The sequence below is a fragment of the Bacillus sp. MC1252 genome (genome assembly GCF_056838025.1).
Genome location: NZ_CM166369.1, coordinates 2,685,422 through 2,699,458, shown reverse-complemented (window position 1 = coordinate 2,699,458; position 14,037 = coordinate 2,685,422). Strand labels below are relative to the sequence as shown.

Annotated in this window: 16 protein-coding genes and 1 other annotated feature; of the genes, 11 read left to right on the top strand and 5 right to left on the bottom strand. The window is 40.4% G+C overall.

Going from position 1 to position 14,037, the window contains the following annotated elements; translation table 11 throughout:
- The first annotated feature begins 58 nt into the window (after nucleotides 1-58).
- Nucleotides 59-1,957: an asparagine synthase (glutamine-hydrolyzing) gene (gene asnB, locus ACYH0L_RS13815; RefSeq protein ID WP_099726791.1), complete on the top strand. Its 1,899-nt coding sequence runs from the start codon at nucleotides 59-61 to the stop codon at nucleotides 1,955-1,957.
- A 142-nt stretch (nucleotides 1,958-2,099) separates the two neighbouring features.
- Here the strand turns inward: asnB and ACYH0L_RS13810 are convergent, their stop codons facing one another.
- On the bottom strand, nucleotides 2,100-2,615 hold the full coding sequence (locus ACYH0L_RS13810) for a gamma carbonic anhydrase (RefSeq protein ID WP_024426216.1): 516 nt from the start codon (nucleotides 2,613-2,615) through the stop codon (nucleotides 2,100-2,102).
- A 45-nt stretch (nucleotides 2,616-2,660) separates the two neighbouring features.
- Here ACYH0L_RS13810 and ACYH0L_RS13805 point away from each other — a divergent pair, with 45 nt between their 5' ends.
- Both ACYH0L_RS13805 and ACYH0L_RS13800 read left to right on the top strand, forming a co-directional pair.
- Nucleotides 2,661-3,440 carry an alpha/beta hydrolase gene (locus ACYH0L_RS13805; RefSeq protein ID WP_099726792.1) on the top strand — a complete coding sequence of 260 codons (780 nt, stop codon included), beginning with the start codon at nucleotides 2,661-2,663 and terminating at the stop codon, nucleotides 3,438-3,440.
- Between the two features lie 29 nt (nucleotides 3,441-3,469).
- Nucleotides 3,470-4,549, top strand: a complete 1,080-nt coding sequence (locus ACYH0L_RS13800; protein ID WP_099726793.1) for a tetraprenyl-beta-curcumene synthase family protein — start codon at nucleotides 3,470-3,472, stop codon at nucleotides 4,547-4,549.
- A gap of 15 nt (nucleotides 4,550-4,564) precedes the next feature.
- Here the strand turns inward: ACYH0L_RS13800 and mnmM are convergent, their stop codons facing one another.
- Entirely contained in the window at nucleotides 4,565-5,140 is a 576-nt protein-coding gene (gene mnmM / locus ACYH0L_RS13795) for a tRNA 5-(aminomethyl)-2-thiouridylate-methyltransferase MnmM (RefSeq protein WP_099726794.1), read from the bottom strand.
- On the bottom strand, nucleotides 5,137-6,102 hold the full coding sequence (gene mnmL / locus ACYH0L_RS13790) for a tRNA modification radical SAM protein MnmL/YtqA (protein WP_017358356.1): 966 nt from the start codon (nucleotides 6,100-6,102) through the stop codon (nucleotides 5,137-5,139). Before mnmL ends, mnmM begins: the two co-directional genes overlap by 4 nt.
- 152 nt (nucleotides 6,103-6,254) lie before the next feature.
- Here mnmL and ACYH0L_RS13785 point away from each other — a divergent pair, with 152 nt between their 5' ends.
- From ACYH0L_RS13785 to ACYH0L_RS13755, 7 genes are all read left to right on the top strand, one after another.
- Nucleotides 6,255-6,530 carry a YtzC family protein gene (locus ACYH0L_RS13785; RefSeq protein WP_099726795.1) on the top strand — a complete coding sequence of 92 codons (276 nt, stop codon included), beginning with the start codon at nucleotides 6,255-6,257 and terminating at the stop codon, nucleotides 6,528-6,530.
- Between the two features lie 142 nt (nucleotides 6,531-6,672).
- Nucleotides 6,673-6,852 (top strand): hypothetical protein, encoded by a 180-nt coding sequence (locus ACYH0L_RS13780; protein WP_008342991.1) that lies wholly within the window; start codon nucleotides 6,673-6,675, stop codon nucleotides 6,850-6,852.
- Nucleotides 6,853-6,869: 17 nt separating this feature from the next.
- Complete coding sequence (locus ACYH0L_RS13775) at nucleotides 6,870-7,262, top strand: GntR family transcriptional regulator (RefSeq protein ID WP_230031088.1); 393 nt, start codon at nucleotides 6,870-6,872, stop codon at nucleotides 7,260-7,262.
- A complete protein-coding gene (locus ACYH0L_RS13770) occupies nucleotides 7,255-8,133 on the top strand; it encodes an ATP-binding cassette domain-containing protein (RefSeq protein WP_099726798.1) in 879 nt (292 codons plus the stop codon). Before ACYH0L_RS13775 ends, ACYH0L_RS13770 begins: the two co-directional genes overlap by 8 nt.
- On the top strand, nucleotides 8,127-9,122 hold the full coding sequence (locus ACYH0L_RS13765; protein ID WP_482354110.1) for an ABC transporter permease subunit: 996 nt from the start codon (nucleotides 8,127-8,129) through the stop codon (nucleotides 9,120-9,122). Before ACYH0L_RS13770 ends, ACYH0L_RS13765 begins: the two co-directional genes overlap by 7 nt.
- A 23-nt stretch (nucleotides 9,123-9,145) precedes the next feature.
- The gene (locus ACYH0L_RS13760; RefSeq protein WP_099726800.1) at nucleotides 9,146-9,844 is read left to right on the top strand and encodes an ABC transporter ATP-binding protein; all 699 of its coding nucleotides are present in this window, start codon (nucleotides 9,146-9,148) and stop codon (nucleotides 9,842-9,844) included.
- Complete coding sequence (locus ACYH0L_RS13755; protein ID WP_099726801.1) at nucleotides 9,834-11,144, top strand: ABC transporter permease; 1,311 nt, start codon at nucleotides 9,834-9,836, stop codon at nucleotides 11,142-11,144. Before ACYH0L_RS13760 ends, ACYH0L_RS13755 begins: the two co-directional genes overlap by 11 nt.
- Nucleotides 11,145-11,200: 56 nt before the next feature.
- Here ACYH0L_RS13755 and ACYH0L_RS13750 read toward each other — a convergent pair whose 3' ends face one another.
- Nucleotides 11,201-11,902, bottom strand: coding sequence for a sunset domain-containing protein (locus ACYH0L_RS13750; protein WP_482354109.1), 702 nt, complete (start codon nucleotides 11,900-11,902; stop codon nucleotides 11,201-11,203).
- Nucleotides 11,903-12,140: 238 nt separating this feature from the next.
- On the bottom strand, nucleotides 12,141-12,944 hold the full coding sequence (gene ytvA, locus ACYH0L_RS13745; RefSeq protein ID WP_230031083.1) for a YtvA family blue-light photoreceptor: 804 nt from the start codon (nucleotides 12,942-12,944) through the stop codon (nucleotides 12,141-12,143).
- Nucleotides 12,945-13,368: 424 nt separating this feature from the next.
- On the opposite strand from ytvA, the gene ACYH0L_RS13740 reads away from it, so the two are divergent.
- A complete protein-coding gene (locus tag ACYH0L_RS13740) occupies nucleotides 13,369-13,698 on the top strand; it encodes a DUF4257 domain-containing protein (protein ID WP_223249904.1) in 330 nt (109 codons plus the stop codon).
- 103 nt (nucleotides 13,699-13,801) lie between these two features.
- Nucleotides 13,802-14,023: a binding site (T-box leader), on the top strand.
- Nucleotides 14,024-14,037: the final 14 nt, after the last annotated feature.

The window sequence follows — 14,037 nt, the reverse complement described above, 5'->3', positions numbered from 1 at the left end:
AAAATACTGTCTAATTATAGGTCTACTTTTAGAAATAACATAACGTGGAGGCAATAATATGTGTGGGTTTGTTGGTGTATTTAATCACCGTCCATTGTCCGAAACTACTGAGCAGGAAGAGTTAATTAAACAAATGAATCGTCTCATCGTTCATCGTGGTCCGGATGATGAGGGGTACTTCCATGATGAGCATGTAGGATTTGGATTTAGACGTTTAAGTATTATAGATGTTGAACATGGAAAGCAGCCGCTTTCTTATGAAGATGAGAAATATTGGATTATTTTCAACGGAGAAATTTATAACTATGTGGAGCTGAAGGAAGAGCTTGTGAAAAAGGGCTATACGTTCAGCACAGATTCTGATACGGAAGTACTTCTTGCCACATATCGTCACTATAAAGAAGAAGCAGCTTCAAAGCTTCGCGGCATGTTTGCCTTTTTAATTTGGGATAAAGAAGCGCAGTTATTATATGGCGCAAGAGATCCTTTTGGCATCAAACCGCTTTATTTTACACAAATGGATGAGCAAGTGTACTTTGCTTCTGAACGCAAAAGCTTAATGGCTGTAAATGAGAACATTTTATTTGATGAGACCTCTCTGCAGCAATACATGTCTTTCCAATTCGTTCCTGAGCCAAATACACTTGATCAAAAGGTGCACAAGGTGGAGCCGGGTCATCAGTTTACACTTCGCCCGGGCAAGGAGATAGAATTTAAGACTTACTGGAAGGTTCAATTCAAGCCTGAACAAACACAAGAACAGAAATTAATAGAAGAAGTGCGCGATGCAATCTATGATTCTGTGAAAGTTCACATGAGAAGTGATGTGCCTGTTGGTTCATTCCTTTCTGGCGGTATTGATTCTTCTTTCATCGTGTCTGTTGCAAAGGAATTTCACCCTGAGCTGAAGACGTTCTCTGTTGGCTTCGAGCAGGATGGTTTTAGTGAAGTGGATGTGGCAAAGGAAACAGCTGATAAGCTAGGCTTACAAAACTTTAGTGCCGTCATTTCCCCTGAGGAATATATGAACGAGCTTCCGAAGATTGTTTGGCATTTAGATGATCCTTTAGCTGATCCGGCGGCGATTCCACTTTATTTCGTCGCAAAAGAAGCGAAGAAACAAGTCACAGTTGTTCTTTCTGGTGAGGGAGCGGACGAGCTGTTCGGTGGATATAATATTTACCGCGAGCCTCTTTCTCTAAAGCCATTTGAATCTGTTCCATCTATGTTGAAAAAGCTTCTTCTTCGTCTGGCACGTTTAATGCCAGAAGGAATGAAAGGGAAAAGCTTTATCGTTCGCGGCTGTACGCCGTTAGAGGAACGCTATATCGGCAATGCGAAAATCTTTGAAGAGCCAGTGAAGAAAAACCTCTTAAAGCAGTATGATCCGAACATCACGTATCGTGACGTGACGAAAACATACTTCGAGGAAAGTGCAGGCTACAGTGATATTAATAAAATGCAATATGTTGATATTCATACGTGGATGCGCGGAGACATCTTGCTTAAAGCAGATAAGATGACAATGGCGAACTCTCTTGAGCTTCGTGTTCCATTCCTTGACAAGGTCGTATTTGAAGCGGCTTCTAAAATTCCAGAAGAGCTGAAAACAAAAGATGGCACAACGAAATACTTATTGCGTAAAGCAGCAGAAGGCATTGTGCCTGACCATGTGTTAAACCGCAAAAAGCTAGGTTTCCCTGTGCCAATTCGTCATTGGCTGAAAAATGAGATGAACGCTTGGGCGAAAGATATCATTAAAAACAGTCAAACAGACGAATACATTAACAAGCAATATGTTCTTGATTTATTAAATGAACATTGTGCTGGTAAAGCAGATCATAGCCGTAAGATTTGGACAGTCCTGATCTTTATGATCTGGCACAGCATTTATGTGGAGCGCAGTATTGATCCAGAGCAGTTGAATCACCAACCAAAAGAAGTCATCTTTAGTTAATGAAAAAAGGTTTTCAGCTTTGTGCTGAAAACCTTTTTTGTCATGATAGAAAGTAGTGGAAAAGGGTAAAATAACAAGCGGTTCATAGTTATTGCTTAATATCCTGAAAAAAACATGATAAAGTGAAGATACACGTATGATGTTAACGGGATAAAAGGGAACGATAGTATTGTCCTTTTTCTACATATTCTCTGCGGATCCGGTCCATGTCTTGGATATCTTCATCTGTTAACAGTCGAACCACTTTGGCTGGACGGCCAAAAGCGAGTGATCCTTTTGGGATGACCTTTCCTTGAGGGACAAGACTTCCTGCACCGATAAAGGCACCTTCGCCAATTTCCGCACCATCGAGAATGATGGACCCCATGCCAATGAGGGCATTTTTTCGAATGATTGAGCTATGTAACGTGACTTGGTGTCCAATGGTAGCACCATCTTCAATAAGAAGTGTTTTTCCAGGACTTTGATGCAGGCAGGATAAGTCTTGAATGTTGACGTTTTTTCCAATTCTCACTGGAGCGACATCGCCTCTGATGACGGTTTGGAACCAAACGCTCGAATATTCTCCAATCGTGACATCGCCAGTAATGGTGGCGTTATCTGCAACAAAGACCGATTCATGAATCTCAGGTGTAAACTGATGATATGGATAAATCACTTTTTCGACTTCCTTTCTTAATACAACATTTGTGAGGTGTTTACTTTGTGGACTTGGCATGCTGAAAGACCAGTTGGTACAATTGTGATTGTACATGGTGCTAGTGAATATCATGGCCGGTATAAATGGCTGATCGAAATGTGGCGAACTTCAGGCTATCACGTCATCATGGGTGACCTGCCTGGGCAAGGGACATCAACACGTGCGCGCGGCCACATCCGCTCTTTTCAAGAATACATTGATACAGTTGATGAATGGATCGAACATGCGAAGTCATTCAGGCTTCCTACATTTTTACTTGGGCACAGCATGGGTGGACTCATTTCAATTGAGTGGGTCAAGCAGTACACCCATACGAAGATTGATGGCCTTATTTTATCATCACCTTGTTTAGGTCTGCAATTTAAACCGAAGAAGCTGATGGATTTTGCGTCAAAAGGTCTAAATATGCTTGCTCCGTCTTTTAAAGTAGAGTCCGGGCTGTCTATTGAACTTGCCACACGAAATCAGGCCGTTATTGAGGCAGATTCAAATGATTCACTTTATGTGACAAAGGTGTCTGTTCGCTGGTATCGAGAGCTGATCAAAAATATCGATGCGGCAATGCAGCCAACGAATGTCTTTCGGTCGATTCCGCTCCTCTTAATGCAGGCGGGCGATGACAAGATCGTAGATAAAACGAGAGTGATCAAATGGTTCAATGGCATTGAATCATACAATAAATCATACCGTGAATGGGAAGAGCTGTATCACGAAATTTTTAATGAACCGGAAAGAGAAGATGTGTTTAGGGCGGCAAGAGCCTTTACAGATCAGTATATTTGATTGTGAGCTTAAGTTGGGGGTGGATTGATTTGTCAGTACCAGAGCGTCCTTTTGCACTGATGACGAAGGTATATAAAGATATTTTTCCGCTTGTTCATCAGGAGCTGAAAAAGTGGCGGGCTCATGCGGAAATGATTGAAAATGAAGAACTGAGAACGCAAGCGCTAGCGAGCATATCCAGTAAAACCTTTCACTGTGAAGGCGGAGGAATTTTATCTCTTTTAGCAGGTGAAGCGAAAGAAACGTGTATTGAATTCATTGTGGCGTATCAAACCATCAGTGATTACTTAGATAACCTATGTGACCGCAGTACGTCGCTTGATCCAAAAGATTTTCATATGCTGCATCAAGCGATGAGAGATGCGCTTAATATTCAAGCTGAGCTCAAGCCATATTATCAATTCCGTGATGATCAAGAGGATCATGGGTATTTACATGCGCTTGTCCGCACATGTCAAGACGTGCTGTCACGCCTAGAGCATTATCCGGTCATTCAGCCGTATTTACACACGCTGTGTGATTATTATAGTGATTTGCAAGTACATAAGCACGTGGTTCCACATGAACGTGTGCCTCGATTAGAGTCATGGTTTCGCCAATATGAAAAGGATTTGCCGAAGATGGAATGGTACGAGTTTTCAGCATGTGCAGGATCAACGTTAGGCATTTTTTGTCTTGTGGCGTATGCACTTCAGCCTGATTTTACAGAAAAGCAGGCGAAGCAAATTTACGAAAGCTATTTCCCTTATATCCAAGGTCTGCACATTTTACTGGATTACTTAATTGATCAAGAAGAGGACCGCCTTGGGGGCGATCTGAATTTTTGCTCATACTATGACTCTCATCATGAGATGATGGAAAGACTTCAGCATTTTATCGAAAAAGCGGATGAGCAGCTGAAAGGCATCCCGCACGAAAATTTTCACAAGCTGATTAACAGAGGGTTACTGGCGGTCTATTTGTCCGATGAAAAAGTGACAGCCCAAAAAGAGATGAACAAGCTGGCAAAAAGGCTGATCAAATCAAGCGGGAAAACGTCGTTCTTTTTCTATATCAATGGAAGAGCCTATCGGACCTATCAGAAAATGCCTTGGATGAAATCTTCATAAAAAAGCTCAAATCCATTAGGATTTGAGCTTTTTTTCAATCGCTACCACAAAGGGTGGGTCGTTATGAATATTCATGTATTGATAAGACAAGACTTGTACTTCTTCATGATGAAGAGACCTGCAATAATCAAGAAGCACTTCTTTTTCTTTTTTTCCTTCGGGATGACCGTGGTAAATGACAAGAACGATCAGACCTCCGGGCTTTAGCCAGTCAATAAGCTGTTTGATCGCTTCAATGGTCGTATGAGCATGAGTGGTGACGGTTTTATCGCCTCCGGGCAGGTATCCAAGGTTAAAGACTGCACCAGATATGTGCCCGTAAACATCCGTTGGTAAGTGATTAGCCAGTTTTTCATGTCCATCGTGGATCAGGTGAACGTAAGGATATTGCTCACCAAGCCTTTTGCTTGTTTGCTTTAAGGCCTCCTCCTGAACGTCGAATGCAAAAACTTGTCCTTCTTTTCCTACAAGATCAGCTAAATAGAGTGTATCGTGGCCATTTCCCATCGTTGCATCAATGACGATATCGCCTTTTTTACAAGCACGTTCTAACAGCTCTTTACTAAAAGGGAGCATGCGCTTTAAAATCATTTGGCCGCTTCTTCCAATCTGACGAAACGTTTGCCTTGATAGCTGTTTCGTCTTTCAAGCTCAGCATTAATGGCATTCAGTACTTCCCACTTATTTACACTCCACATCGGACCAACCATTAATTCAATTGGACCATCGCCTGTAATACGATGAATAATCATTTCTGGCGGAAGGATCTCAAGTTGATCACAAACAAGCTGAACATATTCCTCCTGGCTTAAAAACTCAAGCTTGCCTTTTTCGTATTGCTTGACCATTGGGGTTCCTTTTAAAAGGTGAAGCAAATGAATTTTGATTCCTTGTACATCTAGATCAGCGACAGCCTTGGCTGTTTCCATCATCATGTCCCGGTTTTCAAGAGGCAATCCGTTAATGATATGCGAGCAGACACGAATTCCGTGTTTTCGCAGTTTTTCTACACCTTCTACGTAGCATTCATAGTCATGGGCACGGTTGATAAGCATAGCTGTCCGTTCGTGTACGGTTTGAAGGCCAAGCTCTACCCACAGATAAGTGCGCTCGTTTAATTCAGCTAAATACTCCACAACGTCATCTGGCAGACAGTCAGGTCTTGTCGCAATAGATAAACCAACCACACCATCCAGGTTCATGACGGTTTCGTATTTTTCTTTTAAGACAGGAAGCGGCGCATGTGTATTTGTATACGCCTGGAAATACGCCATGTATTTTCCGTCTTTCCATTTTGTGTGCATCCGGTCTTTGATTTCATTAAATTGAGTGATGAGATCATCAGCCCGGTTTCCTGCAAAATCACCAGACCCAGCGGCACTGCAAAATGTACAGCCTCCGTGGGCTACAGTACCATCACGGTTTGGGCAATCAAAGCCACCATCTAAGGCGACTTTAAACACTTTATGACCAAAGTGCTCGCGCAAATGATAATTCCACGTGTGATAACGTTTTTCGCTGTTTGAATATAAAAAAGGGTTATGCTGATCCAAGTCAGTAACCTCCTTGCATAATAATAGGCATCCTAAAAGTTTAACAAAAATCACGAAGGAGGACAATTGAATCTGTCCAACATTTTCTTTAGTGAAAAAGCTTTACCTGGGCAAAATAGGCGGGAGCGATGATGAAATGGAGGGAATGCAAGATGGCAACAAGAAAGTCGATCGATGAATTTATGCAAAAAAGTACTGAAACCCTTGAGTTTGCAAGTGAACAATTTGATTTAAGCTCACGCCAAGAGCATTATAATGAGGACGAATTTTCAAAAGCGCAGCTTATGCTTGAGGAAGCGGTAAATGAATTAGAAAAATTAAAAGATGTAGCCAATGAACAACAAAGAGAGCGATTAGACAGGGCGCGTGTTCAAATTCAAAGTTTGCAAAATCAAATGATTTTAGGTATTTCATACGATAACGAATGATGAACAGATCCTTTTTTTAAGGGTCTGTTTTTTATTTTTTTGAAAAGCTATTGACTTTTCAGTCGGGTGTCTATATTGTGTTAATTGTACTATATCAACTAATACACTACAGACACATAAAAGTGAAGAAAGGTGTTCAACCATGAAAAAAGAAAAAAAACCAATCAATTTGAAGTGGATGGTGCTGGCTGTTGCGTTAGCATGTACATTTTTTTTCGTTCTCGTTTTCATTGGTTTTGAAGTTCAAAAAGATTTTATACCCAATTCGGTCCCTTTAATGCAAGGACATGATCAAGCGATAGGACTGCAAAAGCATGAATGAGAAAAGAGGGAGCCATCATGATTCAAATAGATCCAAGAAGCGCTGCGCCAATATATGAACAAATCATTGAGCAGTTGAAAATTTTGTGCCTAAAAGGTGTGATGAAACCTGGCGACAAACTGCCTTCTGTAAGAGAGCTGGCCACCATCATCATCGCCAACCCAAACACCGTCAGCAAAGCGTATAAAGAGCTTGAGCGGGAAGGGATTATTGAAACACTAAGAGGCCGCGGTACGTATGTAACAGAAGGTGCCCAATTAAAGCTGAATGAAGGGAAGGTGCTCGAGATGAAGGAGCAATTAAAACAACTCATCATAGAAGCTCATTATGCCGGTATTGACATTCATCAACTCAAAGAATGGCTAGAAGAGATCGGCTCAAGTCTAAAAGGAGGAAAACAAGTTGATTGAGGTCAGAAATGTATCGAAGAAATTAAATGGCCGCGAAGTACTCAGTGACGTTTCCTTCAAGATAGGCGAAGGAGAGATCTTCGGTCTGCTTGGCCGGAATGGCTCAGGAAAAACAACACTTCTCAGATTGATTCAGCAAATTCTTCTTCCGGATGAAGGAGAGATTTATTTTAAAGACGTACTGGTGAAAGAACATCCCTTAGTCAAGCAAAATATTGTATATATGCCGGTCGTGAACCCTTACTTTGACAGGTACAATTACGGACAGCTAGTACAGCTGTTAAAGCAAATTTATCCGAAGTTTGACGTGACATATGCCAATGAGCTGGTGAACCGTTATGAGATTCCGGAAAAAGTGAAATATCGTGAATTGTCGACAGGTTTAAAGAAACAGCTGTCATTAATTTTAAGCTTTGCCATCAAACCAGCGGTCATTTTGTTAGATGAGCCGACAGATGGGATTGATGCGGTCACTAGAAACGACGTTCTTCAGCTGATGATTGATGAGGTGGCAGAACGACAAACGACGATTTTAATTACCTCTCACCGCTTAGAGGATATTGAGCGTATGTGTAATCGAATTGGATTTTTAGAAGGCAATCAACTCACAAGTGTCATGGATTTAGATGAATTAAAGAATGACTATGTCAAAATCCAAATGGCATTTGAAGAAGATATGAATTTAAGTATTAGAAAAAAAGGCGTCTCCATTTTAGATCAAGCAGGTGTTTTCTATACAGCGCTTGTGCTCAAAACAGATGTAGAGGCAAAAGAGTATTTGAAATCATTACAGCCAAAAGTATGGCATGAACTGCCTGTGAATTTAGAAGAAGTATTCATTGCGAAGTTTGGAGGGAAACGCAGATGGTAAAGCGGCAATTATTATTTAAGGAATGGAAGCAATCAGAGCTGACATTTATTTTAGTGATGCTTGTTGCAGTGTTTGCGACGCCCTTATCCTTTTTAATGGGATACTCATCCTTTCATACTTGTTTAAATGATCCGACGTGTACAACAGTAGATAATTATTTTTACTATGATTTTGGTTCAGACATTTTTATAACCCTTTCCTGGACGATGGGTTTGTTTTTTGCGGTTATTCAGCTGGGATATGAAAGAAATAAAGGACAAATGGATTTCACTTTATCCTTGCCGTTTAGCAGAAGTACCATCTATCATACAAAGTTTTTTCTGGGTGCCGGGATTATCGCGTTCATTCATATATTCTCATATGTCTTAACTTACTTTCTCATATTAGGCATCCAACCAAAGGAGACATTCGGGTTTAATAGCGGGTATTTCATTGCACTTGTTTCGTCCTTGATGATTTATAGTTTGTGTTTCGCAGCAGGTACTTTAACAGGAAGCGCGATTAGTCAAGCAATTGTCACGTTCAGTACAACTATTTTACCCTATTTATTAATTGCGCTTCCGATGTATCATTTAGACTTTATTTTGAAAACAAATAGAAATTGGGTTGATGAAAGCTTTGACCACTTTATTATGCCAATCTCTCCAATTACTTATATAACTGACCGTTTTCAATATCGAGATCCAAGTGATTATCCAATTTGGTTCACTAGTGAAGAATTCATCGTGCCAATTGTTATGATGATTGTATTTTATCTCATTGGTCTGTTTAGTTTTATGAAACACCCAATTGAACGAAATGGCCGCTTCTTTCTTTACTCAAAAATGGATAGACCGATTCAAATTATGGTGATTGTCTTTGGTGTTCTGGGGTTTGGCTGGGTTGGATTTTCGTCAGATAATTCAATGTTTGGTTATATCGCTGGCATGTTAATCGGTGGAGCTGTAGGCGCACTGACAAGTTATTTCTTGATATATCGAAAAAGATAAACAGAGAGAGTAGGGGAGTAGAGATGATTCAGATTCAAGCGTTAGATCATATGTTTAAAATTGGTAAGAAGGGCAGAGAAAACGAAATTCCTGTGCTCAAAGGCATTGACCTATCCATCAAAAGAGGCGACATTGCTTGTATCGTCGGACGAAGTGGCTCGGGGAAATCTACCTTATTAAATTTAATTTCAGGATATATTACGCCAACGAGCGGACAAATTGTCATCGATGGAACCAATGTGACTGGCTTTAATGAAAAAGAATGGGCGGACTTTCGTTTAGATCATTTTGGCTTTATCTTTCAAAGCTTTCAATTGATCGGGAGCTTAACAACGTTTGAGAATGTTGAACTTCCGCTCACTTTAAAAGGTGTGAAGCCTTCTGAACGTAAGGTGAAAGTAAAAGAAATGCTCAAACGAGTAGGCCTTGAGCATCATGCAGGACATTATCCAAATGAGCTGTCAGGTGGACAGCAGCAGCGTGTGAGTATTGCAAGAGCTTTGATTTTAAATCCATCTATTATTTTAGCCGATGAACCAACAGGCAGTTTGGATTCAGAAACCGAAGGAGAAATTCTAGCCTTTATCCAGCAGCTCAATCGTGAAAAAGGAATTACATTTGTCATCATTACACATGACGATGAAGTCGCTTCAATCGCAGACACAACGTTCCAGCTTCATGATGGTGTATTAAAGAAAGGGGAACAGTCCATTGAAATTTAGAGATCAGGTCAAATTCATTAGAAGAAACATGAAGAAAAATAGATTGCGTGTGTTTATGACCATTCTTGCGACCACAATGGCATGCTCTTTCTTAATCGTTCTAGCGTCTGTCGGTTTTGGTCTGCAAAAATCGGCTCAAGATGAAATCATGAAGCAGCAAATCATCACAGAAATTAAAGTGTTAGGTAAAGAAAAAGGAGACGTCAAGGTTGATGATTTAAAGAAATATGATCATGTGAAATCTGTTGTCTCAAGAACGTCTCTCAATCCATTGTTAAATGTTGAGCTCGATGACCGCTCAAGTGAAACGCAGGTTGCTCTGACGGATATGAAGGAAGAAAAAGAAGCAGGGCTTGAGCTAGACAGAGGAAAAGTCCCAACATCAGCGAACGAAATTGTGGTCGGGTATCATATGGCAGAACAACTGTGGACGGAAAAAGAACGCAAAGACTACGAAAAAGAAGTAAATCAGACGTCAAATGGTGAAGAATCACCGAAAGAGCCAAAGGGCTATACGAAGGATATTGTAAATAAAGTCATTCAAATCAAGGTGCCAAAACTAAATGAAGAAAATGAAGTCGTCAAAGAAAAAACATTTGATTTCCGTGTAGTAGGCGTAATGAAAAAGCCGAATTTGGAGTGGCAGCAGGATCATAAAATTCTCATTCCGAATGCTTATGAAAAAGAATTTGGTCAAATGCTGGATATGTCTCCTGAAGCCGGCAATGTCGACAAAATGACCTCTGTCTATGCAGACAAATTCGACAATGTCGGTGCGCTCACGAATAAGCTGACAGATGAGGGCTACCAAGTCATCTCTGTGACGAACCAGCTCGAAGGAATGGATATGTTCTTTACGGTCTTCAAAATTGGACTCATTTTTGTCGGATGTATTGCGGTCATTATTTCTGCAATTGGTATTTTCAATACGATGACAATGGCGGTAACAGAGCGAACACAAGAGATTGGTATTATGAAAGCCATTGGCGCGAATCCATCCATTATCAAGCGAATGTTTCTCATGGAGAGTGCTTATATTGGGGTGATTGGATCGATCATCGGTATTATCATCTCGTATATCATTAGTTTTGCCGTCAATTTAATTATTCCATCCATTTTGTCTTCCATGTCTGAGGGAGGGTCAAGTGATCAATTCTCAATTACCTTCTCCTATATTCCGCTAAGTCTTGTGATCACAGCGACAGTGATTAGCGCAGGGGTAGCGATTATATCTGGACTCAACCCAGCACGTAAGGCAACGAAAACGAATGTATTAACCGCATTAAGAAGAGAAATTTAAAAAGAACCTCCTGTTCCCTAGCGGGCTGACAGGAGGTTTTTGATCGTGAAGCATAGCTATTGCTTAGGTGCCCTGTACCCTGCTCGCTCTGCCTCTTCTACGGAGCAGAACAGTTCGGTTACATTTTTTGTTCGTGAGTAGTATCTGCTGCCCGGTGTATGATAAATGCCATTCACACTCCCTTTGATGTTACAGGCGGCCGATTCTTTTTTTGTTTCCTTTTGTGACTCATGCCCGCCCGTATTCGTTCCCTCATCCTTAGGAGCGGAGCGCTGGACGGTTGAGGATTGAGTTTCATTATTTTTTTTCTTGTTTTCTTTTTTGAGTGTTTCGTTGCTAGAGGTCAGCTTGTCTATTTTCTCTTCAAGCTCTTGAATGGTCTCCTCTTGCTGTTTGACTGTTTCTTTTTCTGAGGTGATGTTTTCTAGCTTTTTTGACAGTTTTTCTTTTTCTTTTGTCGCGTCTTCTAATGAGGATGTAAGCGCCTCTTTGTCTTCCTTCAGGCGAGAATTTTCAGATGCTAATTGTTTTTGATCCTTTAACAGCTGTTCGGAAGTTGAATCTGTTTGTGCCTTAGGAGCATCTACGGCCACAAACGGTAACGACATGATGGAGAAAACGAGACCAATGATCAAAAAAGGATAAAAGAGTCCCTTTGAAAAAATCCTTTGGTTCTGGTGTTTGAATAAGAAGAAATTAGCGGCATATCCTATGGCGAAACAAAAGCATAAAAGACCTATGATGAGTAAAAAGATCATCTAGCAGCCCCCCTAAATCTCTATTTACACCTATCATACCTCATTTTTCCATTTTGTAGAGTGATTCAAATAAAAAACTGTTACACAGGGTTTTCAGCGTGAAGACAAACCCTCACATTCGCTCCGCTTCAGTGCTCGATCTTCCTAGACTTCAAAGGTTTTCAAATCACGCTAAAAAAAGACAAAGGGCTAAAATAAGCATCATTTTAGCCCTTTGTCTATATGTTAAAAACCCTGTTTACACAGGGTTTTCAGCTAATTGCAATCCTTTAATAGCTTCTTTTACCGTCAAATATGTGATGGTATGTTGGAAATCTGTATCCAAGTCTTTCATTTTCATCGCAAGCTGTGGTTTGATCCCTGTGATGATCAGTTCGGTTCCAGTTAAACTGAGAAGATGATGCAGCTTGAAAATGCGTCCTGCAACGGAATCATCGAGATCGATTAAGCCAGAAAGATCGACAATTAAATAATCATCCTTTGAATCATCTAATATACAAGTTAACTTCGCAACAATGGCATCAAAGCGTTCTTCAGATAGTTTTCCAATGAGTGGTAGAGCAGATACACCATTTTTGATTGGGACGATTGGCGTCGAAAGAGAGGTGACTTCCTGTAAGGAATCTTCTAGGAGCTGTTCATATTCTTTCTGTTTCGTAATATCCTTTTGAAAGCCAATGAAAAATGTTTTGTCATCTTGTTCAATGTATAAAGGATCTATATTGAGTTCATTCCAAAAAAAAGTGCCGTCTTTTTTATAATTTTTTAGCTGTGTGGTAATAGGTGTTTTATTCTGTATTCCATGACGTATTAAATCAAGCTGTTCTTGATCTGTGTCTTTTCCTTGGAGGAATCGACAATTACGCCCAAGAATCTCATCTGGTTTGTATCCAGTCATTTGTGTAAAGCCATGATTCACATAAACGATAGGGTTATCCTCTAAAGAAGGGTCTGTAATGATAACACCAATTCGCGCATGATCTAGCGCTTTTTTTATGAGTTCCTGCTGTTTTTGCAAGCCGAAGATGTTCGTGCTGACCATATTACCCTCCTTTGCTGCTGCTATCAGACATTTAAAATGGTTTCTTTTCAACCAAAATAATTCTTTATAAACGTAACATAACATATGTTCTGTTTCAATGATTGCAAACGCTTTGTTAAATTTGTCATCATAGTTTGTCCTCCATTAGAATAGAATAAGTAAGGAGACTTTTCTTTAGAAAAAAAGGAATCAATTGCTCACCATTCATAAAATGACAAAAATAGTTAATATGGATCAGGCAAAAATGATTCCAATGCATCAAGATTGTTTTTGGGTTATTCACATATAATGGAAGAAACAAGCTTTTTTTCTTCGTTAGAGAGAATAGACCTTTTACATGGATTATGACGGAACAGCAGAATGGCATTACAGGGGGCTGGACAGCCTGAAGTCGCTTTACTATTCTAAGGGCTTTAGGAAGGTGATGAAAATGCTGCAACAAGTCATTATTGCTTGCGCCATTGGAGGGGTCATGGGCATTCTCGGTCACGTAAAGAAAAAAGGCAGGCTAGAGAAGCCCAGAATGACAAAAAAGTTTATTTACCTAGGGTTTATTGAAGATTGGCTCGTTGGGATGATTGCTGCTACACTGCTTGTCTTATCCTCAAATCCCGATTCTAGTCTGCACTTGGTCATCTTATCAATTATTTCAGGTTACGGAGGAGAAGCAGTTCTGCGAAGCTTCGATTTTGTGAGAGAACAGCGTTCACAGGATGCAGACTCCAACCGTCATAACCGATCTCCACACGAATAATATCCTCTACTTTACCCTAGTCTAGGGTACATTCCCATTGTATACAAACCTGCTTGCACTTATGATCATAATTCTATAAAATACTACTTAGATGACGGTTACGATAAGAACAGTGAAGAGGAGTAGTAGGAAAGCAGTATTTGTCTTTAGAGAATTGACGGCTGGTGAAAGTCAATCAAATCTGCTTCTGAACTCGCCTCAGAGTTGCAGTTGTGTTAAAGCTTCTGTCGCATGTCTGCGTTAAAGATATTAAGCGAGCGTAGGAACAGCAAGTTACGCTAACAAGGGTGGTACCGCGGGAACCAAAAAATCTCTCGTCCCTTTCCAGGGATGAGGGTT

Bases quoted from the DNA above. Each gene is read 5' to 3' on its own strand.
- asnB (WP_099726791.1), top strand. From the start codon at position 59: ATGTGTGGGTTTGTTGGTGTATTTAATCACCGTCCATTGTCCGAAACT.
- mnmM (WP_099726794.1), bottom strand. From the start codon at position 5,140: ATGATTTTAAAGCGCATGCTCCCTTTTAGTAAAGAGCTGTTAGAACGT.
- ACYH0L_RS13785 (WP_099726795.1), top strand. From the start codon at position 6,255: ATGGCAACAAGAAAGTCGATCGATGAATTTATGCAAAAAAGTACTGAA.
- ACYH0L_RS13780 (WP_008342991.1), top strand. From the start codon at position 6,673: ATGAAAAAAGAAAAAAAACCAATCAATTTGAAGTGGATGGTGCTGGCT.
- ACYH0L_RS13775 (WP_230031088.1), top strand. From the start codon at position 6,870: ATGATTCAAATAGATCCAAGAAGCGCTGCGCCAATATATGAACAAATC.
- ACYH0L_RS13765 (WP_482354110.1), top strand. From the start codon at position 8,127: ATGGTAAAGCGGCAATTATTATTTAAGGAATGGAAGCAATCAGAGCTG.
- ACYH0L_RS13760 (WP_099726800.1), top strand. From the start codon at position 9,146: ATGATTCAGATTCAAGCGTTAGATCATATGTTTAAAATTGGTAAGAAG.
- ACYH0L_RS13750 (WP_482354109.1), bottom strand. From the start codon at position 11,902: ATGATCTTTTTACTCATCATAGGTCTTTTATGCTTTTGTTTCGCCATA.
- ytvA (WP_230031083.1), bottom strand. From the start codon at position 12,944: ATGGTCAGCACGAACATCTTCGGCTTGCAAAAACAGCAGGAACTCATA.
- ACYH0L_RS13740 (WP_223249904.1), top strand. From the start codon at position 13,369: ATGAAAATGCTGCAACAAGTCATTATTGCTTGCGCCATTGGAGGGGTC.